This window comes from Deinococcus taeanensis, from assembly GCF_020229735.1.
In the GTDB taxonomy this organism is placed as follows: domain Bacteria; phylum Deinococcota; class Deinococci; order Deinococcales; family Deinococcaceae; genus Deinococcus; species Deinococcus taeanensis.
On the sequence record NZ_CP083455.1, the window covers coordinates 1,783,848 to 1,809,556 of the forward strand.

General features: G+C 66.1%; 22 protein-coding genes. 11 read left to right on the top strand and 11 right to left on the bottom strand.

Annotated elements, in window-relative coordinates:
- Positions 1 to 158: 158 nt before the first annotated feature.
- From LAJ19_RS08540 to LAJ19_RS08560, 5 genes are all read right to left on the bottom strand, one after another.
- Entirely contained in the window at positions 159 to 698 is a 540-nt protein-coding gene (locus LAJ19_RS08540) for a cyclin-dependent kinase inhibitor 3 family protein (RefSeq protein ID WP_225475344.1), read from the bottom strand.
- 25 nt (positions 699 to 723) lie between these two features.
- Complete coding sequence (gene hemB / locus LAJ19_RS08545) at positions 724 to 1,728, bottom strand: porphobilinogen synthase (RefSeq protein ID WP_225475345.1); 1,005 nt, start codon at positions 1,726 to 1,728, stop codon at positions 724 to 726.
- An 84-nt stretch (positions 1,729 to 1,812) separates the two neighbouring features.
- Positions 1,813 to 2,133, bottom strand: coding sequence for a roadblock/LC7 domain-containing protein (locus LAJ19_RS08550; RefSeq protein ID WP_225475346.1), 321 nt, complete (start codon positions 2,131 to 2,133; stop codon positions 1,813 to 1,815).
- Positions 2,130 to 2,468, bottom strand: coding sequence for a roadblock/LC7 domain-containing protein (locus LAJ19_RS08555; RefSeq protein WP_225475347.1), 339 nt, complete (start codon positions 2,466 to 2,468; stop codon positions 2,130 to 2,132). The genes LAJ19_RS08550 and LAJ19_RS08555 overlap by 4 nt, the downstream gene beginning before the upstream one ends.
- The gene (locus LAJ19_RS08560; RefSeq protein ID WP_225475348.1) at positions 2,465 to 2,815 is read right to left on the bottom strand and encodes a roadblock/LC7 domain-containing protein; all 351 of its coding nucleotides are present in this window, start codon (positions 2,813 to 2,815) and stop codon (positions 2,465 to 2,467) included. Before LAJ19_RS08560 ends, LAJ19_RS08555 begins: the two co-directional genes overlap by 4 nt.
- A gap of 304 nt (positions 2,816 to 3,119) precedes the next feature.
- On the opposite strand from LAJ19_RS08560, the gene gyrA reads away from it, so the two are divergent.
- From gyrA to LAJ19_RS08580, 4 genes are all read left to right on the top strand, one after another.
- The gene (gene gyrA / locus LAJ19_RS08565) at positions 3,120 to 5,555 is read left to right on the top strand and encodes a DNA gyrase subunit A (protein WP_225475349.1); all 2,436 of its coding nucleotides are present in this window, start codon (positions 3,120 to 3,122) and stop codon (positions 5,553 to 5,555) included.
- A 298-nt stretch (positions 5,556 to 5,853) separates the two neighbouring features.
- On the top strand, positions 5,854 to 6,459 hold the full coding sequence (locus LAJ19_RS08570) for a helix-turn-helix domain-containing protein (RefSeq protein WP_225475350.1): 606 nt from the start codon (positions 5,854 to 5,856) through the stop codon (positions 6,457 to 6,459).
- A 146-nt stretch (positions 6,460 to 6,605) separates the two neighbouring features.
- Positions 6,606 to 7,967 carry an FAD-dependent oxidoreductase gene (locus LAJ19_RS08575; protein WP_225475351.1) on the top strand — a complete coding sequence of 454 codons (1,362 nt, stop codon included), beginning with the start codon at positions 6,606 to 6,608 and terminating at the stop codon, positions 7,965 to 7,967.
- 76 nt (positions 7,968 to 8,043) lie between these two features.
- Positions 8,044 to 9,027 (top strand): NAD(P)/FAD-dependent oxidoreductase, encoded by a 984-nt coding sequence (locus LAJ19_RS08580; RefSeq protein WP_225475352.1) that lies wholly within the window; start codon positions 8,044 to 8,046, stop codon positions 9,025 to 9,027.
- A gap of 29 nt (positions 9,028 to 9,056) precedes the next feature.
- On the opposite strand, the gene LAJ19_RS08585 is transcribed toward LAJ19_RS08580, so the two are convergent.
- Positions 9,057 to 9,869, bottom strand: coding sequence for an AAC(3) family N-acetyltransferase (locus tag LAJ19_RS08585; protein ID WP_225475353.1), 813 nt, complete (start codon positions 9,867 to 9,869; stop codon positions 9,057 to 9,059).
- Positions 9,870 to 9,979: 110 nt separating this feature from the next.
- A complete protein-coding gene (locus LAJ19_RS08590) occupies positions 9,980 to 12,133 on the bottom strand; it encodes a glutamine synthetase III family protein (RefSeq protein WP_225475354.1) in 2,154 nt (717 codons plus the stop codon).
- 343 nt (positions 12,134 to 12,476) lie between these two features.
- Here LAJ19_RS08590 and glnA point away from each other — a divergent pair, with 343 nt between their 5' ends.
- From glnA to LAJ19_RS08620, 6 genes are all read left to right on the top strand, one after another.
- Positions 12,477 to 13,835, top strand: coding sequence for a type I glutamate--ammonia ligase (glnA, locus tag LAJ19_RS08595; RefSeq protein WP_225523237.1), 1,359 nt, complete (start codon positions 12,477 to 12,479; stop codon positions 13,833 to 13,835).
- A gap of 567 nt (positions 13,836 to 14,402) precedes the next feature.
- Positions 14,403 to 15,560 carry a branched-chain amino acid ABC transporter substrate-binding protein gene (locus LAJ19_RS08600; RefSeq protein ID WP_225475355.1) on the top strand — a complete coding sequence of 386 codons (1,158 nt, stop codon included), beginning with the start codon at positions 14,403 to 14,405 and terminating at the stop codon, positions 15,558 to 15,560.
- A 344-nt stretch (positions 15,561 to 15,904) separates the two neighbouring features.
- Positions 15,905 to 16,912: a branched-chain amino acid ABC transporter permease gene (locus tag LAJ19_RS08605; protein WP_432804240.1), complete on the top strand. Its 1,008-nt coding sequence runs from the start codon at positions 15,905 to 15,907 to the stop codon at positions 16,910 to 16,912.
- Complete coding sequence (locus LAJ19_RS08610; protein WP_225475357.1) at positions 16,909 to 18,534, top strand: branched-chain amino acid ABC transporter permease; 1,626 nt, start codon at positions 16,909 to 16,911, stop codon at positions 18,532 to 18,534. Before LAJ19_RS08605 ends, LAJ19_RS08610 begins: the two co-directional genes overlap by 4 nt.
- Complete coding sequence (locus LAJ19_RS08615) at positions 18,531 to 19,340, top strand: ABC transporter ATP-binding protein (protein ID WP_225475358.1); 810 nt, start codon at positions 18,531 to 18,533, stop codon at positions 19,338 to 19,340. Before LAJ19_RS08610 ends, LAJ19_RS08615 begins: the two co-directional genes overlap by 4 nt.
- Positions 19,333 to 20,055, top strand: a complete 723-nt coding sequence (locus tag LAJ19_RS08620; RefSeq protein WP_225475359.1) for an ABC transporter ATP-binding protein — start codon at positions 19,333 to 19,335, stop codon at positions 20,053 to 20,055. Before LAJ19_RS08615 ends, LAJ19_RS08620 begins: the two co-directional genes overlap by 8 nt.
- A gap of 143 nt (positions 20,056 to 20,198) precedes the next feature.
- On the opposite strand, the gene LAJ19_RS08625 is transcribed toward LAJ19_RS08620, so the two are convergent.
- Complete coding sequence (locus LAJ19_RS08625) at positions 20,199 to 20,336, bottom strand: hypothetical protein (RefSeq protein WP_225475360.1); 138 nt, start codon at positions 20,334 to 20,336, stop codon at positions 20,199 to 20,201.
- Between the two features lie 121 nt (positions 20,337 to 20,457).
- Positions 20,458 to 20,652, bottom strand: a complete 195-nt coding sequence (locus LAJ19_RS08630) for a hypothetical protein (protein ID WP_225475361.1) — start codon at positions 20,650 to 20,652, stop codon at positions 20,458 to 20,460.
- 389 nt (positions 20,653 to 21,041) lie between these two features.
- Here LAJ19_RS08630 and clpB point away from each other — a divergent pair, with 389 nt between their 5' ends.
- On the top strand, positions 21,042 to 23,600 hold the full coding sequence (gene clpB / locus LAJ19_RS08635) for an ATP-dependent chaperone ClpB (RefSeq protein WP_225475362.1): 2,559 nt from the start codon (positions 21,042 to 21,044) through the stop codon (positions 23,598 to 23,600).
- Between the two features lie 541 nt (positions 23,601 to 24,141).
- On the opposite strand, the gene LAJ19_RS22065 is transcribed toward clpB, so the two are convergent.
- Positions 24,142 to 24,546 carry an ArsR/SmtB family transcription factor gene (locus LAJ19_RS22065; protein ID WP_225475363.1) on the bottom strand — a complete coding sequence of 135 codons (405 nt, stop codon included), beginning with the start codon at positions 24,544 to 24,546 and terminating at the stop codon, positions 24,142 to 24,144.
- Positions 24,547 to 24,645: 99 nt separating this feature from the next.
- Positions 24,646 to 25,551, bottom strand: a complete 906-nt coding sequence (locus LAJ19_RS08645; protein WP_225475364.1) for a cation diffusion facilitator family transporter — start codon at positions 25,549 to 25,551, stop codon at positions 24,646 to 24,648.
- Between the last annotated feature and the right edge of the window lie 158 nt (positions 25,552 to 25,709).

Below are 25,709 nucleotides of genomic sequence, written 5' to 3' on the forward strand. Positions count from 1 at the left end.
ACGGGCCACCGGTCAGGGCCGCCGGCCGCCTGCCTTTCGGGGTCAGCCCCACAGACGCCTCGACCGGCCGCGCGGAGTTGACGCTCAGGGCCGGCTGTCTTGCCAGGCGCCTGTCCTCAGGTTGAGGCTGCCATGAACCGGGCTGCAGCCCACGGGGATTACCGGGCAAAGGCGATGATGAACTGTTCCTGCTCGGTCGTCTCGATGGCGTGGGGGCTGCGGGTCTCCCGCACGAGGTCGATGGCCTGCTGTGCATTCAGGCCCCCCTGGACGAGCAGGCACGCGGCGGTCAGGCCTGCGCGGCCCAGGCCGCCCCGGCAGTGCACCACGACACTCCGGCCGTCCAGCAGGGCCGTCATGAGCTCATCGATGTACGCCGTGAAATCCTGCAGGTTGCGTGGAGCCTGACCGTCAGGAATGGGGTAGGGCGCCACGGCCAGGGCATTCGCGTCGGCAGCGTCGTGATAACCGTCCATGCCGAGGAGGCTGAACTCGAAGTCCTCAATCAGCGGGGCGAGGACATTCACGCCCTGCTGCGCGAGCGTCCGGATGTCGTCGGTCACGCTGCGGTCGTGGGTAAGGCCCGGCTGGTACACGCTGGCGCCTTTCTTGCCGGGGGCGAACGTCAGGCCCAGCCGGCCCGGCCACAGCCCGGTGGGGATCCAGTCCACCCGGATAGGGTTCGTGACGCCGGTCACGCTGGGCTCCTGTCGCGGCGCGGCGTCACAGGTCTCCGGACGCCTGGAGCCAGCGGGCGGCGTCCAGGGCGTGGTAGGTGATGATTGCGTCCGCCCCGGCGCGGCGCATGCCGGTCAGGGTTTCCAGGACGGTCCGGCGTTCGTCCATGAACCCGGCCTGCGCGGCGGCCTTGATCAGGGCGTATTCGCCGCTGACGTTGTACGCCACGACCGGCAGGTCGAATTCGCGTTTCAGGAGGTTCAGGACGTCCAGGTACGCCAGTGCGGGTTTGACCATCAGGGTGTCAGCGCCCTGTTCGGCGTCCAGGCGCGCTTCGCGCAGCGCCTCGCGGTAGCCGCCGGCGGGATCCATCTGGTAGGTGGCGCGGTTGCCGACGCTGGGGGTGCTGCCGGCTGCGTCGCGGAACGGACCGTAGTAGGCGCTGGCGTATTTCACGGCGTAACTCATGATGGGCACGTGCGTGAAGCCGGCTTCGTCCAGGGCGGTGCGGATGGCGGCGACCTGACCGTCCATCATGGCGCTGGGGGCGATCACGTCGGCGCCCGCGCGGGCCTGCGAGACGGCGGTCTGTGCCAGCAGGTTCAGGCTGGCGTCGTTGTCGACGGTCCAGGCGTCCGGGCCGCTGAGGCCGGGGACTTCGCACAGGGGGCCGCAGTGGCCGTGGTCGGTGTATTCGCACAGGCAGGTGTCGGCAATCACGGTGATGCCCGGCACGGCCGCCTTGATGGCGCGAGTCGCCCGCTGGATGACGCCTTCGTCGGCGTACGCCTCCGTGCCCAGGGCGTCCTTGTGATCGGGGATGCCGAACAGGATGACGCTGGGAATACCCAGGCTCAGGGCGAGCGCGGCCTGCTGCACGGCGCTGTCGATGGAGTGGCGGTGCACGCCGGGCATGGTGCTGATCGGGGTGACGTCACTGCATTCGTGCACGAAGATGGGATGAATGAACTGGGTGGGGTGCAGCTGCACTTCGCGGGTCAGGGCGCGCAGGGCAGGTGTGCGGCGCAGGCGGCGGGGGCGGTCTCTCATGCCTTCACGCTAGCGCGTGTGTGGGGGGAGAAATGGCATCCGCCCCGGTGGGGGCCGGGGCGGGTTCCGGGTGCGCGGACGGGGTTACGCGGTGCCGAGGAGGCGGCGCACGGCGAAACGGATGCGGCCCAGGCTGCTGACGTCGTCGAAGGCGGTCAGGAGAATCTGGTTGCCGTGCGGGGTGAGGAGAACCGGGCCGCCGTCGACGTCCAGCAGGAGTTCCTGCCAGTCACCGGTGTTCAGATTGCTTTGCAGGCTGCCGATCACGGCGCGGCCGGCGGCGATCAGGGTGAGTTCGGCGGGGAGATTGGCTTCGTGCAGGCCGGCCTTGGCGATCACGCGGCCGTCCAGGTCGACCAGGGCGGTGTGTCGCACGCCGCGCACTTCCAGGAGGCTGTCGATCATGTGGTTTCCGGGCGGGGCAGGTTGAGGTCCAGGGCGACGCGGGCGAGGGTCTGCTGGGCGGTGCGGGTGTCGGTGCCGCGGGTCATGGCGGCGCCCAGGATGAAGTCGCCGGTGGTGACGGCCACGACTTCGACCCGTTCGCTGGTGAAGGCGATGCGGGTGACCTCGCCGGCGCCGAGGCGGCGGCCCGTGCGGTCAAGCTGGGTGCGTAGCGCGGCCAGTTCGGCTGCCATGCCGTCGCCGCCGTCACCGTGGGATTCGAGGGCGAGGCCGTCCGGGCCGACGACGGCGGCAGCGATCACGCCGGGCAGGGTGCGCAGGGGGTCGAGGATCACAGCTGGGCCTCCAGTTTGCGGGCGGTATCGCGGCCGTACAGTCGGGCCTGGCCGAGGTTGCCGCGGCCGTCGACGGCGAGCAGCAGGAAGTAGTCGCTCTTGATGGGGTGCAGGTAGACGCTGAGGCGTTCGCCACGCAGGTACAGTTCACGGGGCTGCCCGCCCTGGAGGGTGTCGGTGTACACGGTCTGAGTAACGCGGTACAGGCCGGCGTGTTCGGCGATCAGGAGGCTGAGGTCGGCGTCCAGGGTCGCGTGGCCTTCGATGAGCAGGCCGTCCAGTCCGCCAATGGCGGCGGCCCAGGCGCCGTCGACGTCCTTCACGAGTTGCGTGAGTTGGTCAAGCATGTGGGGTCATGATATGCCGCGCCAGGGTCGGGGGTACCGGGGGCGTCTGGGGGGGTGCGGCCCGGCAGGTCCGGCTGACTGGCTGCTGTCTCCGGCGGGGGCAGTCTGGAGGGGGTCCGGGGGGCGCCGGTGTTCGGTGTGGTGCGGGGTTTCGGGCTATAATAGGGGCATTGAGGAATCCGATTCTATTACGCTTTAGACATAATTCTGTGGTAGAATCAATGCATTCCCGGAACGGCCGGGCCTCGACATTCCGGACTGGGGCGGCAGAGCAGCGCCGCCGCAGCCACACGACTGGAGCCACATGACTGGAATCTATCCCGTTGACATCACCAGTGAAGTCAAGACCAACTTCATCAACTACGCCATGAACGTGATCGTGGACCGCGCGCTGCCCGACGTGCGCGACGGTCTGAAGCCCGTGCAGCGCCGAATCATGTACGCCATGATGCTCGAAGGCCTGTATGCCAACCAGAAGCACGCCAAAAGTGCCTCGGTGGTCGGCGAGGTCATGAAAAAGTACCACCCGCACGGCGACTCGTCCATCTACGACGCCATGGTCCGCCTGGGCCAGTGGTGGAACATGCGCTACCCCCTGGTGCACCCCCAGGGAAACTTCGGTTCCATTGACGGTGACCCGCCCGCCGCCATGCGTTACACCGAAGCCCGCATGACCAAGGTCGCCGAGGAAGTCCTCGCCGACCTGGAGAAGAAAACCGTCGATCTGAAGCCCAACTACGACGAAACCACCGAGGAACCAAGCGTGCTGCCCAGCGCAGTGCCGAACCTCCTGATCAACGGGGCGTCCGGAATCGCGGTGGGCATGGCGACGAACATTCCGCCGCACAACCTCACCGAGATCTGCAACGGGCTGCTGGCCCTGATCGACGACCCGGCCATCGGCCTGGACGACATGATGACCCACGTGCAGGGCCCGGACTTCCCCACGGGCGGACGCATCAGCCGCGCCGGGATCCGTGAGGCCTACGCCACCGGTCACGGCGGCCTGAAGGTGCGCGGCAAGGCCCGTATCGACGAGAAGAACGGCCGCACACAGATCATCATCAGCGAGATTCCGTACCAGGTGAACAAGACCAACCTGATCCAGACGATCAGCGCCATGTACAAAGCCGGGAAGATTCCGGACATCGCCGCGTTGCGCGACGAGTCCGACCGCAAGGACCCGGTCCGGATCGTGATCGACCTGAAACGCGGAGCAATTCCCACCCTGGTCCTGAACCAGCTGTACAAGTACACGCAGCTGCAGGGCACCTTCACGGTCATCAACCTCAGCATCGTGAACGGCGAGCCGCGCGTGCTGCCCCTGATCGACACCATGCGCTACTTCCTGGAGCACCGCCGGGACGTCGTGACACGGCGCACGCAGTACGAGCTTGACAAGGCGATGGAACGGGCCCACATCCTGGAAGGCCTGCTCAAGGCGCTCGATCACATCGACGAGGTCATCAGCCTGATCCGCGCGAGCAACACGGGCGCCGAGGCACGTGACTCGCTCATGGCGCGCTTCGGCCTGACCGAGGTGCAGTCCCAGGCCATCCTGGATATGCGTCTGCAGCGCCTCGTGGGCCTGGAGCGCGAGAAACTGCAGGGCGAATACGACGAACTGCAGAAGGCCATCACGTTCCTGCGCTCGATTCTGGGTGACGAGAAGCTGCTGTGGCGCGAGATCAAGAAGGAAATCCGGCACGTGCGTGACAGCTACGGCGACGAGCGCCGCAGCACCATCACGCTGCTCGAAGAGGACATCAGCAAGGAGGACCTGATCGCGGTGGAGGACATGGTGATCACCATGACCAAGGCCGGGTACCTCAAGCGCACGAAGCTGGACGCCTACCGCGCGCAGAGCCGCGGCGGGCGCGGCGCGAGCGGCGGCAAGCTGCGCGAGGAGGACGTGAATACCCGCGTGTTCGTGGGCTCCACCCATGACTACCTGCTGTTCTTCACCGACCAGGGCCGCGTCTTCCACGAGAAGATCTACGACCTGCCCGAAGCCGGCCGTGACGCGAAGGGCACGCACATCCGCAACCTGCTGCCCGGCCTGCGTGAGGAGGAGAACGTCGCCTCGGTGCTGAGCGTGAGGGGCTTCGATGAGGAGGGGTGCTTCATCTTCGCGACCCGCAAGGGCATCGTGAAGAAGACCCTGATCACGGACTACGGGAACATCACGTCCGCAGGTCTGATCGCCATCAACCTGCAGCCCGGTGACGAGCTGATCAGCGTTGGTCTGGTGCTGGACGGTGATCACGTGGTGCTGGCCACGCGCAACGGCAAGGCCATGCGTTTTGAGAGCAGTGAGGTGCGTGACACGGGCCGCGCCACCCAGGGCGTGATCGGTATCCGTCTGCGTGATGGTGAGGACGACGCGGTGGTCAGCATGGCACTGGTGCCCGGCAGTGACGTGGACAGCGAACTGCTGGCGGTCAGTGAGTGCGGGCTGGGCAAGCGCACGCCTGTGGGCGATTACCCCGCCAAGGGGCGCGGCGGTATGGGTGTCATCACGCTGGACGTGACGGAGAAGACCGGGAAGCTCGTGACGCTGGCGCGCGTGGCTGGAAACGAGGAACTGATGGTGCTGACGGAGAAGGGCACCGTCATCCGCACGCGTGTGGAGGAGGTCCGCGTAACGGGCCGGAACGCTCAGGGCGTGAAGGTGATCAACATTGCCGAGCGTGACAGTGTGATCAGCGCCTTCCCGATCCGCCGCGAGGACGAACTCTAAGGTCTGTCGGGACGCAAGGGGCTGGTCAACGCCAGCCCCTTTTCTGTTCCTCCCTCCGAACGAATGAGCACCCGGTGAGTCCTGAGACAAACGTCCCGGAGCGGTTTTTATCGTCTGACGGGCCATCTGTGAGAGCCACCAGACCCGGTCGATCTGTGACCTGAACACTGATTAAAGAAACAAAAGTGTTTACAAAAAAGTGATTTTCGGTTACACTGTAAGCACGTCGGGAATGGGGCCCAGTGCCCACTCCTCCCGGCTCCTCCCCCACCCTCATCCGCCCAAGGAGGCGAAACGAATGATCAGCACCAACACCCGGACCTTCGTGGACACCGTGACCTACCGCCCCGGCGCCGTCATCCTCTACCCCGGCAAGAGCGACATGCTCTACCGCGTCGCCTCCGGCCTCGTGCGCGTGCACACCATGGACGACGATGGCAACGGCCTGACCCTGCGCTACGTCAAGCCCGGCGAGTACTTCGGCGAGGAAGCCCTCGCTGGCGTGAACCGCGCCTACTTCGCCGAGGCCGTCACCGACTCCTCCATCGACGTGATCAACCCCGCCCTGATGAGCGCCGAGGACAACCTGCACGTCACCACCCACCTCGTGCGGACCCTCGAACGCGCCTACGAAAGCATCTACCGCCTCGTGGGCAAGCGCCTGCGCGCCCGCATCGCCGGTGAACTGCTGGAACTCAAGGACACCGCGCTGGCCACGCAGCTCGACAGTGGCGAGACCATGATCTACGCCACGCACGACGAACTCGCTGCTGCCGTCGGCTCTGTGCGCGAAACCGTGACCAAGGTCGTCGGAGAACTGTCCCGCGAAGGCGTGATCAGCGCCGGCTACGGCAAGATCACCCTCAAGAACGAAAGCGCGCTGCAGCAGATCGCTGCCGCCTGAGTCTTTCCTTCCAGACCGCCGCACCCCCACCCGGGTGCGGCGGTTTCTTGTGGGGGCCCACCTGTCCACGCTGTTTCTGTACATGTGACACGAATCCTGGACGGTTGGCATTCCCAGCTGACCCCACCTGTGCTTAGACTCAGCCGATGACCCAGACCTACACCCCCGACCGCCCCCTGCGCGTCGCCGTGATCGGCAGCGGCCCCAGCGGTATCTTCGCCACCGAGGCGCTCCTCAAGCAGACCGACCTGCCCGTCGAGGTGGACGTCTACGACCGCCTGCCCACCCCGTACGGCCTCGTCCGCTACGGCGTCGCGCCCGATCACCTCACCATCAAGAGCGTCACCCGCGGCTTCGAGAAAACCCTGAGTGACCCGCGCGTGCGCTTCCTGGGCAATGTCGAATTTGGCCGAGACCTGACCCACGACGACACCGTCGCCCACTACGACGCCGTGATGTACACCGTCGGTGCCAGCAGCGACCGCAGACTGGGCATCCCCGGCGAGGACCTCGAAGGCAGCATGAGCGCCACTGAATTCGTCGCCTGGTACAACGGTCACCCGGACGCCGCCACGCGCGACATGGTGCTGCACGCCAGCGGCGTGGCCGTGGTGGGCGTTGGCAACGTGGCGCTGGACGTCAGCCGGATCCTCGTGAAAACCACGCAGGAACTCCACGAGAGTGACATCGCCGCGCACGCCCTGAGCGCCCTGGAAGGCAGCCACGTGCGGGACGTGTGGATCCTCGGCCGCCGCGGGCCCGCGCAGGCGGCGTTCACCACCAAGGAACTGAGGGAGTTCGGGGAACTCAGCGACGCCGAACCCGTCGTGCACAGTGAAGAGATTGCCCTGAGCCCTGAGGCGGAAGCGGCCATCACCGACAACACCAAGAAGAAGAACGTCGAGGTGCTGCGCGAATTTGCCGCCCACCAGTCTGAAGGCAAACTGCGGCGGGTGCATCTGCGCTTCCTGGTCTCTCCGGTCGAGATTCTCGATGACGGGCACGGCCACGTGGGCGGCCTGAAGGTGGAGCGCAACCGCTTGGACGAGCACGGCAACGCCGTCGGCACCGGCGAGTACGAGGTGCTGCCTGTGCAGATGGTGCTGCGCTCCGTCGGGTACCGCGGCGTGGCGCTGCCCGGCGTGCCCTTCGACGAGAAGCGAGGCGTGATCGCCAACACCGACGGCCGCGTGGACGGCCGCGCCGGCGAGTACACCGCCGGGTGGATCAAACGCGGTCCCAGCGGCGTAGTCGGCACCAACCGCAAGGACGCGACGGACACCGTCGCGCACCTGCTGGCCGACGCGAGGGAAAGCCGGCTGCCCGGCGCGGCGCATCCCACCCGCACTGCTGTGGACGCCCTGCTGGCCAGCCGGGGGGTCAGGGTGTACTCGTTCGCGGACTGGCAGGTCCTTGACGCCCACGAAGTGGCCGCCGGCAAGGCGCAGGGCCGCCCGCGCGCGAAGGTCGTCCACCGTGAAGTGATGCTCGGCCACCGCAAAGCCTGACCTTCAGAACGCAGGGTCCCTGCCCGATTGCGGCGGGGACGTTTCATGGCTTGGCGCTCTGGCATACTCAGCACGCATGACAGCCTCCCTGCACGCAGACGTTCTGGTGATCGGCGCGGGCCCGGCCGGCCTGCACGCGGCCTTTTACGCCGCATGGCGCGGCCTGCGCGTCCGGCTTCTGGAAGCGCGCAGCGAGCCCGGCGGGCAGCTGAGCGCCCTGTACCCTGACAAACGCGTGTACGACGTGCCGGGCCTGCCGGCCACCCCGGCGGCGCAGGTGGTGCAGGCCCTGGTGCGTCAGCTGGACGGGCTGGACGTGACCCTGCACCTGCACACCTCCGCGCGCGACCTGCGCCGCGCGGAACACGGGTGGCAGGTCACGGCCGACACCCCGCACGGCACGCAGGCCTTCACTGCCGCCGCGGTGGTCCTGGCGCCCGGACTGGGCGCCCTGCGACCCCGCGACGCACGTGTCCCCGGTGAGCACGCGGACGTCCGCACGGACCTGCCAGACCCCACCACCCTCACCGGCCGCCGGGTGCTGGTGGTGGGCGGCGTGCCGCAGGCCACGCGCGCCGCGCTGGAACTCGTTCAGGCAGGGGCGGCCGTCACGCTCACGCACCGGCGCGTGGGTTTTCGGGGCAGCCCCGCCGAACTCGCCGCCCTGGAGCAGGGGCAGGCGCAGGGGCAGTTGCAGGTGCTTGCCCCCGCCACGCTGAACGCCCTGACGCCCGGCGGCGCGCAGCTGACCGTGCAGGGCGAGCTGACCGCAGTGCCAGCCGACACGGTCCTGATCCTGAACGGGTACCTGCCGGACCTCACGCCGCTTCAGGCGTGGCCGCTGAACTGGCAGGGGGAGTACATCCCGGACGGCCCGGGGGGCCACACGTCCCTTGAGGGCGTCTTCGTGGCCGGGGACGTCGCCCAGTCCGCCCAGGCGTTCAAGCTGATCTCGGTCGGGCTGGCGCAGGCCGCGGTGGCGGCCAATCACGCCGCGCATCACGCGAATCCAGAGCTGCGTGTCCGGCCCGGGCACTCCAGCGAGAAGCGCCTGAGTTAGGGCCCAGACGGACCCGGCGTGAGCTGGCTCTAACTGATCAGGCCGGTATGCCTGCGGGGACGCAGGCCCTGCTGGCGCACCATGGTGCGCACCTCCTGGCACCGGCAGCCGCGGTAGGTGCACAGCAGCGCCTCTGGATCCCGGTTCAGGAGGCGCACCGTGCCGTCCACAAGGTCCCTCACGCGGTACAGCCTGAGCGTGCAGGCCCCCACCTGAACGCTGCGGGCCCGCAGGTGCACCTCAGGCGCGAGGTTGTCGAAGTCCGCCGAGCAGTTGGGGAACGCCGTGGGGACCACCTGACCGTCCAGGGGCACATACCGGGTGAGCAGCGGCATGCCGGCCAGGTGCTCGCCGTAGTGCACGCTGGTGTTGCTGCCGAAATCCACGCCCATCAGCAGCGCGTACCCGTCGAGGTCGTACAGGGCGCCAACGGGCTGGTACGGGCTGCTGAGGGACTGCGCCTCGGTAACCCGCCCGGCCTCCTGACCGAGCGCGATGAAGCTCAGCGTGGGGTGAAATGACCGGCGCGCCTCGGGCCGCTCCACGAGTTCCTGCGGCACGCGGCCGATGTCGCGGCTGACGCGTGAGTCGCGGTGGAAGCGGGCGCTTGTTGTGGCGGCTGGCCGGGACAGCAGCGTGCTGTACGTGAACGCCGGGGCGACCACGGTGGCGGCCGCCTGGCCCAGGGCGTCAACTACGGTGCGGGCGCCGCCGTCAAGGGTGCCGAACGATTTCAGGCTGGCGTGAACAATGACGTGCTGCGTGCCGTTCAGCCCGAGTGCCCGCAGTCCCTCGTCCAGCTCGGCGGGGCTCACGGGCGGTCGGCGCAGCAGGTTCAGCACGCCCTCAGTCTACTCCTGTGGCCCCCGCACGTCCGTGAGATGAGAACGCCGCAGAACAGACCAGGGCGGCGCGCAGGCTGAAGCTGCGCGCCGCCCTGCCGGGACTGGCTTTACTTCACGAAGAGCATCTGGCGGTAGGTGGGCAGCGGCCAGTGCTGCTCCGCGACAACCTTCTCGAGACGGTCGGCGGCCTTGCGGACGGCGGTCATGGCCGGAAGCACGTGGTCACGCATGTGGTGCGCCTTCTCGTGCACCTCGTCGCCGCCGGTGGCGGCGTTCTGCTCGCTGAGGGCGCTGACCGCGTCGAACAGTTCGTCCGCGGCGGCTTCCACCTCGGCGGCCACGGCCGTCACGGCGCGGCTGCTTCCGGCGGCGTGCAGTTCGGACAGGTACTTCACGGCGGCAGGGAGGATCATGGTGCGCGCCATGTACTCGGTGGTTTCACCCTCGATGTTCACCGTCTTGAAGTAGATGTCGTACATGATTTCCTGGCGGGCGGCCAGTTCGCGGTCACTCAGGACCTGGAATTTCTCGAACAGCGTCTGGTTCTTGCCGTCGGTCAGGTGCTCCACGGCGTCCAGGGTCGTGCGCAGGTTCAGCAGGCCGCGCTGGTGCTCGGCTTCCTGATGCCATTCGTCGCTGTACCCGTCGCCGTTGAACACGATGCGCTTGTGCTTGCTGTAGGTGGCCTTCACGATGTCGGCGACGGCGGCGTTCAGGTCGTCGCCCGCGTCAAGCTTGGCTTTCAGTTCGGCGCTGAGTTCACTGACGGCGTCTGCCACGATGGTGTTCAGCACCGTGATCGGGAACGAGATGCTCTGGCTGCTGCCGGCCGCGCGGAACTCGAACTTGTTGCCGGTGAAGGCGAACGGGCTGGTGCGGTTACGGTCGCCGGCGTGGCGGGGCAGGGGCGGCAGGACGCTTGTACCCAGGCCGAGCAGTCCGGCTTCGGCGCCACGGCCACCCTGGCCGCTTTCCAGGCGGTCAAAGATGTCGCTCAGTTCACTGCCCAGGAAGATGCTGATGATGGCGGGCGGCGCCTCGTTGGCCCCCAGGCGGTGGTCATTGCTGGCGCTCGCGACACTGATGCGCAGCAGGTCCTGGTGGTCGTCCACGGCCTTGATCACGGCAGACGTGAAGAACAGGAACTGAAGGTTCTCGTGGGGCGTGTCGCCGGGCTCGAGGAGGTTCTCACCGGCGTTGGTGCTCATGCTCCAGTTGCAGTGCTTGCCCGATCCGTTCACGCCTGCGAAGGGTTTCTCGTGCAGCAGGGCCACGAGGCCGTAGCGGCGGGCGGTGTTGCGCAGCACCTGCATGGTCAGCTGCTGGTGATCGGCGGCCACGTTGCTGTCCTCGAAGATCGGCGCGATCTCATACTGACCGGGCGCGACCTCGTTGTGACGGGTCTTGACCGGGATGCCCAGCGCGTACAGCTGCGTTTCGGCGTCCGTCATGAAGCTCAGGACCCGGTCGGGAATCGCGCCGAAGTAGTGATCTTCGAGTTCCTGGCCGCGCGGGGGCTGCGCACCAAAGAGGGTGCGGCCCGTCATGACCAGGTCGGGCCGGCGGTAGTAGTACTCCTCGGCGATCAGGAAGTACTCCTGCTCGGCGCCCAGGGTGCTGCTCACGCGGGTGCCCTCGCTGGCCCCGAAGAGTTTCAGCGCGGGCGTCACTGCCTTGTTCAGGGCTTCGACGCTGCGCAGCAGGGGCGTTTTGGTGTCCAGCGCCTCGCCGGTCCAGCTGGCGAAGGCCGTGGGGATGCACAGGGTCGCGCCGTTGGCGTGCCGCATGATGAACGCGGGGCTGCTGGCGTCCCAGGCGGTGTAGCCGCGCGCTTCGAAGGTGGCGCGCAGCCCGCCTGAGGGGAAGGAGCTGGCGTCCGGCTCCGCCTGGATCAGTTCCTTGCCGGTAAACGCAGCAATCGCGGCGCCGTCCCCGTTGGGGGACACGAAGGAGTCGTGCTTCTCGGCGGTCGCGCCGGTCAGGGGGTGGAACCAGTGGGTGTAGTGCGTTGCCCCTTTCTCCATCGCCCAGGTCTTCATGGCGAGGGCGACGGTATCCGCGATCCCCGGGTCGAGCGTCGCGCCGCGTTCCAGCGTGGCCTGCAGGCTCTTAAAGATGGGCTTGCTCAGGCGGGCCTTGAGCTGCTCCAGGGTCAGGACGTCGCTGGCGTACACGTTGCTCACGATGTCGTGGGGGGTGGCGCTCGCGGTGTCCGTGCGCCAGTTGCGCGCGGCGGAAATCACGTCGAAGTCATGGTTCATGTCGCTCCCTGGTGCCCGGCGGGACGGGGTGGTGCGGCGCGCTGGCATCCCTGATTTCACGCCGCTTCCGTGACCCGCTGGGTGTTCTCAACCGTGAGTATAGGAGCCTGTCATTAAGACGGTCAACGCATTCTTCTGAACAACATGCGATTTTTAGCAGGGGTGTCCCGACTGGGTGGCCTTCATATTGCAGAATGTCATCAATTCTCTCCTCAGGTTCCCGATTGAGAGTGAACAATCTGCACGGCTCGCCTCGACAGGGCACAGACCGTAGCATTTCGAAATGAGAGACCGGACCTTTGCGGAGGTCCTGAAGGCTCACGCCCCGGAGGTTTATTCCGTCATGACGCCCCAACCCACCACCCCGCCCACCGCCGAACAGATCCTGCGCCTGCTTCAGGACGCAGAAGTCAAATTTCTCCGCCTTCAGTTCACGGACATCCTCGGTACCACCAAAAACGTGGAGGTGCCCAAGTCCCAGTTCGCCAAGGCACTCAACGGCGACGTTACCTTCGACGGCAGCGCCGTGGAGGGCTTCACCCGCGTGGAGGAGTCCGACATGCTGCTGCGCCCGGACCTCAGCACGTTCCTGATCTACCCGCAGTTCTCCCGTGAGGAAGGCGAACGCGGCAAGGTCGCGCGCCTGATCTGCGACGTGACCCTGCCCGACGGCGCGCCCTTTGAAGGAGACCCCCGGCAGGTCCTGAAGCGTCAGATTGCCCGGGCCCAGACGCTGGGGTTTGAAATGTTTGTGGGAACCGAACCGGAATTCTTCCTGTTCGAGCGCACGTCCTCCGGGACAGGCAGCACTGTCACGCATGACCGGGCCGGGTACTTCGACCTGGCCCCCATCGACAAGGGCGAACGCATCCGCCGGGAGATCACGAACAAACTTGTCGAGATGGGCTTCGAGATTGAGGCCGCGCACCATGAGGTCGCCCCGGGACAGCATGAGATCGACTTCCGGTATGCGCCTGCCCTGGAAACCGCAGACCGCATCGCCACCTTTAAATTCGTGGTGAAACGTGTGGCGCTGGAGTACGGGTTGCTGGCCAGCTTCCTGCCCAAACCCATTCCCGGCGTGAACGGCAGCGGCATGCACTGCCACCTGAGCCTGTTCAAAGGTGGCGTGAATGCGTTCGCGGACCCGGCGGGTGAGCACGGCCTGTCCCGTACGGCAGAGCAGTTCATTGCAGGGCTGCTTGATCACGCGGGCAGCATGGCGGCCATCACCAACCCGCTGGTGAACAGTTACAAGCGTCTGGTGCCGGGCTTTGAGGCGCCCGTGAACGTCGCGTGGAGCACGAGCAACCGCTCGGCGCTGATCCGCATTCCGGCCAAGCGTGGGAACTCCACCCGGGCGGAAGTCCGCATGCCCGACCCCAGCTGCAATCCGTACCTGGCGCTCGCGGTCATGCTGGCCGCGGGCCTGGACGGCATCGAACAGAAGATGGAACCTGCACCCGCCATTCAGCGCAACATCTTCCGCATGACGGTGCGCGAGAAGCGTCACCACCGCGTGAAGGAACTGCCCACCGACCTGCGTGAGGCGGTGGATGAGCTCGAAAAGGATGATGTGATCCGCCGGGCCCTGGGCGAGCACGTCCTGGATCATTTCGTGGAAGCGAAGCGCGCAGAGTGGCGGGAGTACAGCGCCGCGGTGCATGCCTGGGAACTGGAACGCTACCTCGATCTGATCTGAGTCCGGCAGCCCCGGAAACCCGGTCGGCACAGTTCATGAAGTGGGGGTGTCTGCGGTGAGGGCCACCTCCATCCTGACCTCCTGAGCACCCCAGGGTGGGGTGGGGGTTGCGGGGAAACCGCTGTCAGACGCAATGCGGTGGTCGTTCAGGTCTTTCGTTCCTGAGGGACCTGCCGGGGACAGGCCCTCGGGCCAAGCCGTGCAGGCTACCAGCACCGATATAAATGCAAAGAGAGATTTCTCGTCCTGGAAGGGAATGATCTGCTCACGTGCGGCCTCTGCCGGAGCCGCGGACGTGTGCTGATCAGGTGGTGTGCCCTTGCGCGGGGGTGCTGGCAGGCGAGTCAATCCCGTACCAGCGTCCGGAGATGGCGCAATCAGGTTGCTAATTCGATTCACCCGTTAGCAATAATCTTTGCCTGTCAGGGTTCTTATCCGGGAATCATTTCAAGTTCATTCGTGAGTGGCGCATTGACAGACTTTAAAGGCGCACCTAGAATTGCGGCATCTCTACACCGCACCTCGGGCACAAGGCTGGCCCGCGGCGCATTCATACCCGGAGGATTCATGAAGAAAAGCGCTCTGACTCTGTCTGTTCTCGCCGCCCTGGCCCTGGGAACCGCGTCCGCCCAGACCACCATCAAGATTGCCACCCTCAGCCCCCTGTCCGGCGGCCAGAGCGACCTGGGCACCCAGATCCGCAACGGCGCCCAGCTGGCCGTGAACGAATACAAGGCGCAGTTCAAGAAACTCGGCTTTGACCTCGTCCTTGTCCCCTACGACGACCAGGCTGACCCCGCCACCGGCACCGCAGCCGCGCGCAAGATCGCCGCGGACCGTCAGATCCTCGCGGTGGTCGGCACCCTGAACAGTGGCGTGGCCATCCCCGCCAGCGCCGCCCTGCAGCCCAGCAAGGTCGCCCTGGTGAGCCCCGCGAACACCGCCAACCAGGTCACGGACCGCAACCTCAGCAACATGAACCGTATCGTTGCCCGTGACGACGCGCAGGGCCCCGCCGGCGCGAACTTCATCAGCGGCAACCTGAAAGCCAAGAAGGTCTACGTCCTGAACGACAAGACCGCCTACGGCGAAGGCCTGGCGAAAGAAGTCGAGAAGGCCCTGAAAGCCAAAGGCGTCAGCGTCGTGGCGAACGAAGGCACCGAGGAGAAGAGCGACTTCTCCAGCATCGTTGCCAAGATCAAGCTTCAGCGCCCCGACGCCATCTACTTCGGCGGCATCTACAACCAGGTGGGCGTGTTCATCAAGCAGCTGCGTGAAGCCGGCCTGACCACCCCTGTGGTGGGCGGCGACGGCCTCGACAGCGGCGAGCTGCCCGTGATCGTGGGCAGCGCCAACGCCAACAACATCTACTTCACCACGGTGGCCGCGCCCATCAGCGCGCTGCCCGCGGCGAAAGTCTTCGCCGCAAGCTACAAGAAGACCTTTAACGACGACGCCCAGGGATTCGGCGCCTTCGGGTACGACGCTGCGAAAGTTGTGGTGCAGGGCGTGCTGAACGCCGTGCGTGCCAACGCCAACAAGGTGCCCAGCCGCGCCCAGGTGGAAACCGCCATCCGTAAGGGCAGCTTCACGGGCCTGCTGTCCGGCAACGTCAGCTTCAACTCGGCCGGTGACCGCAAGGCCGCCACCCTGTACGTGATGAACGTCACCGATGGGCAGTTCAAGCTCAGCACCTCTGTTCCGGTCAAACCCGTCAAGCAGTAAATGGCTCCGGGAGGTGCGTGTATAGACGCACCCTCCCGCCCAGCCTCCCACCACCCCGTACCATCCTGGGGCCGGGCCGCGCGCCCGGCCCTTGTCGTGACACGCGCCGCCTACAGCGGCCCGTTGATCGGTGGGGCCGGACACCTTTCCCGCGGTGATGGCGTGGAAACGCTAGCATCCGGGCTGACTGACGCAAAACTGACCGATTGCCCAGCTATGCCTTCACGAGTTCACTCGTGCCGCTGACCGTGTCGTTCTTCCGCTTCCTGTGGCGCCCCGTCTTCCCTGCCCCTTCCTGGCCTGCGCCCCCACCCCATGAAAGGAGTTGAGTTTCCTTGGAACAATTGTCCACTCTGCTGCCCTTCCTGGCGAACGTGATCGTCGGGGGGCTCGTGCTGGGCTTCGTGTACGCCATCATCGCGCTGGGCTACACGATGGTGTACGGCGTCCTGCAACTGATCAACTTCGCTCACAGCGAGGTGTTCGTCACCGGCGCGGTGGTGGGCTTCGAGGTGTTCCGCGTGCTGAAGGACTCCAGCATGAACGGTTACCTGAAGCTGATCATCGCGCTGCTGGCCGCCATGCTGGTCTCGGGCCTGCTGAACGTCATCATTGAGCGCCTTGCGTACCGGCCGCTGCGAGGCGCGCCGAAACTGGTGCCTCTGATCACCGCCATCGGCGTGTCCCTGATTCTGCAGGACGTGCTGCGCGTTCTCGAGGGCTTCCAGGGCCGCTTTGACCTGACGTACACCCTGCCTGCCGGATTCGCCGGGAAGTTCTGCGGCCCCGAGAGCAGCTGCGCTGGCCTGGGACAGTTCCTGGTCCGCATCGGCATCGACCTTCAGCTCAAGGACGTGATCCTGGTCATCGTGTCCCTGCTGAGTCTCGCGGTGCTGAACTACATCGTGAACCGCACCCGCATGGGTAAAGCCATTCGCGCCGTGGCGCAGGACCGGGTGACCGCAGGCCTGATGGGCATCGACGGCAACCGCATGATCAGCGCCACCTTCCTGATCGGCGGGGCGCTCGGCGGCATCAGCGGCGTGCTGTTCGGCATGAAATTCGGTACGATCAACGCCTACAGCGGCTTCATTCCCGGTGTGACGGCCTTCACGGCCGCAGTGCTGGGCGGCATCGGCTCCATTCCTGGCGCGGTGCTCGGCGGGCTGCTGCTGGGCGTGCTGGAGAAACTGATCGGCGTGTTCAACGTGTTCGGCGACCTGCTGGGCATCAAGAACCTCGCCGTAATTGACGATTCGTACAGCAAGCTCGGGGCGTTCATTGCGCTGGTGCTGATCCTGATCTTCAAACCGACCGGCCTGCTGGGCAAAAGTAACGTGGAGAAAGTATGACCGTCGCGACCGCCCGACCTGCGCGGCCTGCCGCGCCCGACCGGACCATCTTGCTGCTGCTGTTCTTCGTGATGACCAGCGCCGCCCTGCTCGTCTCCCACAACGGCGAGCTGCTTGAACAGCTCGGTGGCCTTGGGCGCACGCTGCGCAACCCCATCGTGGAAGCCCTGATGGTCAGCCTGTTCCTGGCCAACATCCTGTTCGCCCACCTGTGGCGCGCCGCACCCTGGGCAAAGGCGCTCGTGGGGATCGGCAGCCTGCTGTTCGTGCTGCCCATGGCTGGCCGGGAGGACACCAGCCTCCTGGACCTCAGTATCCAGATCATGATCTTTGCCGCGCTGGCGCTGGGCCTGAACATCGTGGTGGGCCTCGCGGGCCTGCTGGACTTGGGCTACGTGGCCTTCTTCGCCGTGGGTGCCTACGCCTGGGGCATCTTCGCCAGCCCCCGCTTCGGCGAGGTCCTGCGGTACTACGGGGAGAACCCGGGCGCCACGAACGCCGGGACGCTCGCCATGGGCATCGTCCTGACGCTCGTCACTGTGGCGAGCCTGGTGGTCATCAGCCGCCACAACCGGCGCCGCGCACCGACCCCCGCCACGGCCTGGAGCTTCCGCCTGGCCAGCGTCGGTCTGGTGGCCGGCGTGATCCTGACCATCCGGTCGATTCTGGTGCTGCTGTCCACCCGGGCCGACAGCCTGGCGAACGGCATTGACCCGGGCTTCTTCTGGCTGTTCCTGGCGCTGAGTATCTTCGCTGCGGCCGTGGTGGGTGTCCTGATCGGCCTGCCGGTCCTGAAACTCAAGGGCGACTACCTGGCCATCATCACGCTGGGCCTTGGTGAAGTGATTCGCGTGCTGGCGAACAACCTCGCGCTGTACTCGGCCGGCTCGCAGGGCATCACCCCCATCAAGAGTGCGTCCGTGCCGTGGTTTGACGCGATGGCCGGCGCGCTGGGCTTCACCGAGGACCAGTACTACCTGCTGTTCCTGTATGCGCTGGTGCTTGTAATGATCGGCGTGATCCTGCTCGTGAACGTCCGCCTGGACAAAAGCCGCATCGGCCGCGCCTGGATCGCCATCCGTGACGATGAGATTGCCGCGCAGGCCATGGGTGTGCCCCTGATGCAGACCAAACTGATCGCCTTCGCCACCGGCGCGAGCTTCGCCGGGGTGATGGGCATGATCTTCGCAGCCAAGCAGCAGTTCATCAGCCCCGAGAGCTTCGTCCTGAACCAGAGCATCGCGATTCTGTCCATGGTGATTCTGGGCGGCATGGGCTCCTTCCCCGGCGTGATCCTGGGCGCCGCCGTGGTCACCCTGCTGAACCTGCGCATCCTGCCGGGTCTGGGGGAAGCCACGGCGAACCTCGGCATTCCGCAGCAGGTGAACCCCGGGCAGCTGCAGCGCCTGATCTTCGGCGCGATCCTCGTGGCCATGATGCTCCTGCGTCCAGAAGGGTTGCTGCCCAGCCGCAGACGACAACTGGAACTGCATAACGATGACAACCAGGAAGACGAAAGTGCGCAGGGCAACGCGGGCGCACTGAACAGCGCAAGCGGCGACGTGTACAGCGCCGGGTTCGCTCCGGCGAAGGAAAATGACAAGGCGGGGGGCAGCAGGTGAGCGGCAACATACTTGAAGTGGCGGGCGTCACGAAGGTCTTCGGCGGCCTGACTGCCGTGAACGACGTGACCATGGACATCCCTGACCGCAGCATCGTCAGCGTGATCGGGCCGAACGGGGCGGGGAAAACCACGTTCTTCAACATGATCACCGGCATCTATGAGCCCACGCGCGGCACCATCCGCCTGGGCGGCCGGGAACTCGTGGGGCTGCGCCCCGACCAGGTGACGGAAGCCGGCATTGCCCGCACCTTCCAGAACATCCGCCTGTTCTCCACCATGACCAGCGAAGAAAACATCATGGTGGGGCGTCACGCCCGCCTGAAAAGCGGCTTCGTGGACGCGGTGCTGCGCACCCGGAAATTCCACGATGGCGAACGGGAAGCCCAGGATGCCGCGCGCGTCATGCTGGACTTCGTGGGTCTGAGCAAGTGGCGCAACGAGATGGCCACCAACCTCCCCTACGGGGACCAGCGCAAGCTGGAAATTGCGCGCGCGCTGGCGACCACGCCGAAACTGATTCTGCTGGACGAACCGGCGGCCGGCATGAACCCCCGCGAAACCGAGGATCTGAAGGCCCTGATCCGCCGCATCCGTGATGAGCTTGGCGTAACGGTGTGCCTGATCGAGCACGACATGCGCCTGGTGATGACCCTGTCGGAGCACATCACCGTGCTGGATTACGGCACCAAGATCGCCGAGGGTCGCCCGTACCAGGTGCGTAACGACCCCCGCGTGATGGAAGCGTACCTGGGCCGCGGCGCCGCCGCCGGTGAATACGGGAAGGAAGAACGCCCCCATGCCTAACCCCATGCTGGAACTGCAGGACATTCACACGTACTACGACCACATTCACGCCCTCAAGGGCGTCAGCATGACCGTGAACGAAGGGGAGATCGTCGCCCTGATCGGCGGGAACGGCGCCGGGAAGACCACCACGCTGCGCACCATCAGCGGCATGATGAAACCCCGCCGCGGCCAGCTGAGCTTCGAAGGGCAGAACATCGCCGGGATTCCCGCGCACCACATTCTGCAGCGCGGCATCAGCCACGTGCCCGAAGGCCGGCGCATTTTCAAGGACCTCACGGTCCGTGAAAACCTGGACGTGGGCGGGTACACCGTGACCGACCGCGCCCTGATCGAACAGCGTATTCAGGAGGGCTTTGAGTTCTTCCCGCGCCTGCGCGAACGCGAGAACCAGCTGGGCGGCACCATGTCCGGCGGGGAACAGCAGATGCTGGCCATTGCGCGCGCGCTGATGGTCAACCCGCGGCTGCTGCTGCTGGACGAACCGAGCATGGGCCTGTCCCCGCTGTTCGTGGAAGCGATCTTCGACATCATCGTGAAGCTCAACCGCGAGCGCGGCACGACCGTGCTGCTGGTCGAACAGAACGCCAACATGGCGCTGGGTATCGCGCACCGCGCGTACGTGCTGCAAACCGGAGAGATCAAACTCTTCGGGAACGCCGCCGACATCGCGCAGGACGAGAGCGTCCGCAAAGCGTACCTGGGCGACGAGTAAATTCCCCCACGGCGCCGGCCACTCCTGAGAGTGACCGGCGCCGTGTCATTAGCACCGGATGGGACTGGTCAAGGGGGCCTGAGAAGGTCACTGGGGAATCACGCTTCTCCTGCAATCACTTGCACCGGCGGAACGACCCGGGTCTACTTCCGGCAGGTGAGGTTCACCCGGAAGCTGGGGGACTTGCCGTAGGAGACGGTCTGGTTCGGGGGGCTGTCTCCGCGGCGCAGGGCACTGACGTCCACAGACACGATCAGTTTGGTGGGGGTGTTGGCCTGCACCTGGGCGTCCGGAGGCGTCCCAGGAGAAGGGCAGGTCCATGACCAGGCCGCTGTCAGGGGGAAGCTGAATCATGAACCGGTCATTGAAAGCGGCGGCTGTGCCGGTCAGGCCCAGGACTTTTTAATCCCCGTTTTTCAGGGTGACGCTGATGCCCTCCTCGATGCCGGTGCAGTCCAGGGAGAGGGCCTGCCTGCCGCCGTTGCGGGTTTCAGTGGTGACCACCCAGCCCCACGGCCGTCTGTCTTTCGGGCTGGGAACAAAGCGGATTCCAGTGACGCGCAAGCGCCAGGTGCCGTTGAGGAGCCATTCGTTCATGCACCTTCGGTGGTGGCGGTCTGGGTGCTGTCTGCGGCAGCGCTCAGTGCCTTTTGCAGTTGGTCCAGCACAACGCAGGTGCGGCCGCCGACGTTCACAGTGTCCCTCTCGCGTGGGTGCCGCCGATGGTCAGGAGGGGCTGAGCAGCGGCGCCGGTGGAGGGAGAGCAGAGCAGCGAGGGGCAGCACTGTGCGGTTCATAGGGGCCTCCGGGGGGCGGGGTGCACAGGGTCCAGAGAGAGAGGCGTGACAGGGCATGATCGGCGGAGCACAGAATTGTTCTCCTTGCACGCTAATTGGTCTTCAATAAACTTGACACGACTGCACTCAAGTTTCAGAATATGGACATCTGTACCGTACCTCTCCCCCACTGCATGGAGGTCCCCAACCTTGAACCCTGAACGATTCACCGAAGCCAGCCTCCAGGCCCTGCAGGCCGCACAGGCCCTGGCACAGAGCAGCCAGCACCAGAACCTCACACCAGCGCACCTGCTGCGCGTCCTGACCGACAACGACACCGCCAGCCGGGCGCTGACCCTCGCCGGCGGCGACCTGAACCAGATCCGCACAGCGCTGGACGCCGAACTGAGCAGACTGCCGCGCGTGCAGGGCGGCGAAGGCCAGCTGTACCTGGATCCGGCCCTGGCCCGCGCCTTCCAGAAAGCCGACACCCTCGCCTCGCAGCTGGGCGACTCCTTCGTCGCTGCCGACGCCCTGCTGCTGGCCCTGCGCGCCGAGTACCGTGGCCGGGGCCTCCCCAGTGAAGCCGACCTGAACCGGGCCGTCACCGAGCAGCGCAAAGGAAAAACCGTGACCACCAAAACCAGTGAGCAGCAGTTCGACGCCCTCGCCAAATACGGCACCGACCTCACGCAGCGCGCCCGGGACGGCAAATTCGACCCGGTGATCGGCCGGGACGAGGAGATCCGCCGCGCCATGCAGATCCTGCTGCGCCGCACCAAGAACAACCCCGTGCTGATCGGCGAACCGGGCGTCGGCAAAACCGCCATCGCCGAGGGGCTCGCCATCCGGATCGTGAAGGGTGACGTGCCCGAGGGCCTGAAAAACAAACGCATCGTCAGCCTGGAGATGGGCAGCCTGCTGGCCGGCGCCAAGTTCCGCGGGGAGTTCGAAGAGCGCCTCAAGGGCGTCATTGATGAGGTGATCGCCTCGGCCGGCGAGATCATCCTGTTCGTGGATGAGATTCACACCATCGTGGGGGCCGGCAAGACCGAAGGCAGCCCCGACGCGGGGAACATGCTCAAGCCCGCCCTGGCCCGCGGCGAACTGCACCTGATCGGCGCGACCACCCTCACCGAATACCGCGACATTGAAAAAGACCCCGCCCTTGAACGCCGGTTCCAGCCGGTGTTCGTGGAGGAACCCAGCGTCGAGGACACCATCAGCATCCTGCGCGGCATCAAGGAACGCTACCAGGTGCACCACAACGTGGAGATCACCGACCCGGCGCTCGTGGCCGCCGCACAGCTCTCCCACCGGTACATCACCGACCGGCAGCTGCCCGACAAGGCCATCGACCTGATCGACGAGTCCGCCGCGCGGCTGCGCATGGCGCTGGAAAGCAGCCCCGAACGCATCGACCAGCTGGAACGCCGGAAACTGCAGCTGGAAATTGAACGCGAAGCCCTGAAACGCGAGAAGGACCAGGACTCCCAGAACCGCCTGCTGGACATCGAAGGTGCCCTGAAGAACCTCACGGACGAACTGACCGACGTGCGTGCCCGCTGGGACGCCGAGCGGCACGAGGTGGCCGCCCTGCGCGAGAAACGCGAGGCGCTCGACCAGGTGCGCACCGACATGGAGAAGGCCAAACGCGACTACGACCTGCAGCGCGCCGCGGAACTGGAGTACGGCCGGCTGCCGCAGTTGGAGAAGGAAGTCACGGACCTGGAGCAGAAACTCAAGGGCGCCGAGTTCGCCCACACCCAGGTGACCGAGGAGGACATTGCGTCCGTCGTGAGCCGCTGGACCGGCATTCCCGTCTCCAAACTCATGGAAGGCGAACGCGAGAAACTCCTGAAACTCGAAGAGCAGCTGCACGACCGTGTGATCGGGCAGGACCGCGCGATCGTGAGCGTCGCAGACGCCATCCGCCGCAGCCGCGCGGGCCTGAGCGACCCGAACCGCCCGCTGGGCAGCTTCATGTTCCTGGGACCCACCGGCGTCGGCAAGACCGAACTGGCCAAGGCCCTGGCAGAGTTCCTGTTCGACAGTCAGGACGCCATGGTCCGCATCGACATGAGCGAGTACATGGAGAAACACACGGTCGCCCGCCTGATCGGGGCGCCTCCCGGCTACGTGGGGTTCGAGGAGGGCGGTCAGCTGACCGAGGCGGTGCGCCGCCGCCCGTACGCGGTACTGCTGTTCGACGAGATTGAAAAGGCCCACCCGGACGTGTTCAACGTGCTTCTGCAGGTTCTGGATGACGGCCGCCTTACCGACGGGCAGGGCCGCACGGTGGATTTCCGGAACACCCTGATCATCCTGACCAGCAACATCGGCTCACCCCTGATCCTGGAAATGCAGCACCGCGGAGCGGACGCCGGCGCCATCCGTGACGCCGTGATGGGTGAGTTGCAGGGCCACTTCCGCCCGGAGTTCCTCAACCGCGTGGATGACATCATCGTGTTCGACGCGCTGACGGCCGCGGACCTGCACCGGATCGTGGACATCCAGATGCGCGGCCTGATCCGGAGGCTGGCCGAGCGCCGCGTGAGCCTGCACCTGACGCCCGCCGCGAAGGATCACCTCGCCCAGGTCGGGTACGACCCGGCGTTCGGGGCGCGCCCGCTGCGCCGCGCCATCAGCCGGGAGATCGAAACGCCCCTGGCGCGTGAGATCCTGCAGGGAAACGTGCCCGACAGCAGCAGCCTGACTGTGGATTACGACGGCCGTACCCTGAGCTTCCAGACCGGCGCACTGAACTGAGCGTCCAGCAGAGCGGGGCCCACCAGTTTCCTGGGGGCCCCGCTCTGCGCGTTCCTGCGGTGCGGGGTGTTCGGCAAGGCGGTCCCACGCCGGGGTGAGGCCCTGCGGCATGCCCATCTCCATGACCGTCTCGAGCGCCTCGGGCATTCGTGGACCGGCTGATGGCGCGCGCCGCCCGGCACCTCATCGAACATTAGGGCAGAGACGGAAGCAGGCAGAGCGTCATTCACGCTGCCTTCGGTGCCGGAGAAAGCCCCGGTGTACGTGAGGCAGGTGAAGGCCTGAATCTCGTGGTCCACGCCCAGTCCCCAGGATTCCATGCGGTAGACGCTGCCCTGCGCCGGGTCCTCGCACTTCATGCAGTCATGCCAGCGGCCGCCAGGGCTCAGGTGCACTTCGCAATGCATGAGGGTCCAGCCGCTCTGTCCCAGCAGTGGCGCCGCTGCCCGGCGCTGGTGAATGCCTTGAACACGAGGTCACGGGGGCATTGAAGGTGCGTTCCAGCATGAGGGGGCGGTCGCTCCGGTGCGGTGCGGGATGATTAGGTGGGACGCTGGCCATGGCTTTCCTTTTTGGTCTGTGTGCGGTGGGGCCGAAGACTGAAGCTGCAGGTGGCGGTCAGGCTGATCAAAGCGCTCTTCCCCAGCCGCCGGGAGGGGGCGAGCCACGCGTGAAGGTCAGAGAAGGCCTGTGAACGCAGATGCCACCCGCTGCGGTTGCCCTGGGCCTGCACATGAATGAGTCCGGCGTCGCGCAGGACGCGCAGGGGCCTGGAGGTCTGGGGCTGGTTCAGGTAAAGGTGCTGGGCGGTCTCACCGACAGGGAGCGGTCGCTGCCGGAGGAGTTCGACGATCCGGCAGCGGTGCGGATCAGGATGATCAAAGGGGCGCGTAAGATCTACCTTCTGTGAACCGTGGCGCCGCTGTGCGGACGTTGTGCAGTTCAAGGAAGAGGGAGGTCAGGGCCTGTAAAAGATCCGAGGAACAGTGCTCCGCCTTTTCGTCTGAAATCAGCGAGGTGAGTCTTCGTCCACGCAGTTCAGAACCTATGAGGACTCAAGCTGCACGGTGCTGTGCTCAACCCCATACCGCTGGGCAACAGTCTCCACAGCACCCACCAGGGCGGGGCCCCCCACACGCGCCACCAGGTGCACCGTCAGGTTCTGCACGCCACTCGACACGCTCCACACATGCAGGTCCCGCACGTCCACCACGCCGGACACCCGCCCCAGATCCTGGCGCAACGCCTCCAGATCCAGACTCTCGGGCGGGCATTCCATCAGCCCGTTCACACTGGCGCGCAGCAACGACCATGTACGCGGCAGCACCCATAATCCGATCAGGGCGCCCAGCGCCGGATCAATCCACGTCCAGCCTGTGAACCACAGCGCCAGCGCGCCCAGGATCACTGCGCCACTCCCCAACAGGTTCCCCATCACGTTCAGGTACACCGGCCTGAGGCCCGCGCGCCCCTCCTCCACCCCGGAGATCAGCCGCACACTCAGGAGACTCACGACCATTCCCAGGAACGCCACCACCAGCATGGGTGCCGACTGCACCTCGACCGGCTGCGCCAGGCGCCGGGCCGCTTCGGCCACCACGTACAACCCGACGGCGAACAGCAGTCCGGCGTTCACTGTGGCGGCCAGCACCTCGGCCTGCCGGAACTGGAACGTCCGGCGGCGCCCGGCCACGCTCGTGCCGACCCGCACGGCCATCAATGACAGGGCCAGCGCGACCACGTCGGCCAGCATGTGCCCCGCGTCGGCCATCAGCGCCAGGCTGCCTGACACGAATGCGGCCGCGACCTCCACGAACAGGAAGCCACTGGTCAGCACCAGCGCCGCTGTCAGTTGCCTTTTCCCGGGTGTGGTCCTGCGGCTGGGCCTCACGTGCTCCTGGATGGCCCCCAGCGTCCTCCTGGGCCCCGCCGCGTGAGAATGGTCCGTCATGACGTCAGCGTGGCACTCGCGCCTGATACATGGGCATGAACACCATTTACGAGACCACTACGCTTCAGGCGCCTCCGGAGATGCTTAACTTCAGCCCAAAGTCTCCTGGAGAAGGAGCCCGGCCCAGCCGGCCAAATCCGCCGCGACTGGTCGAGGGT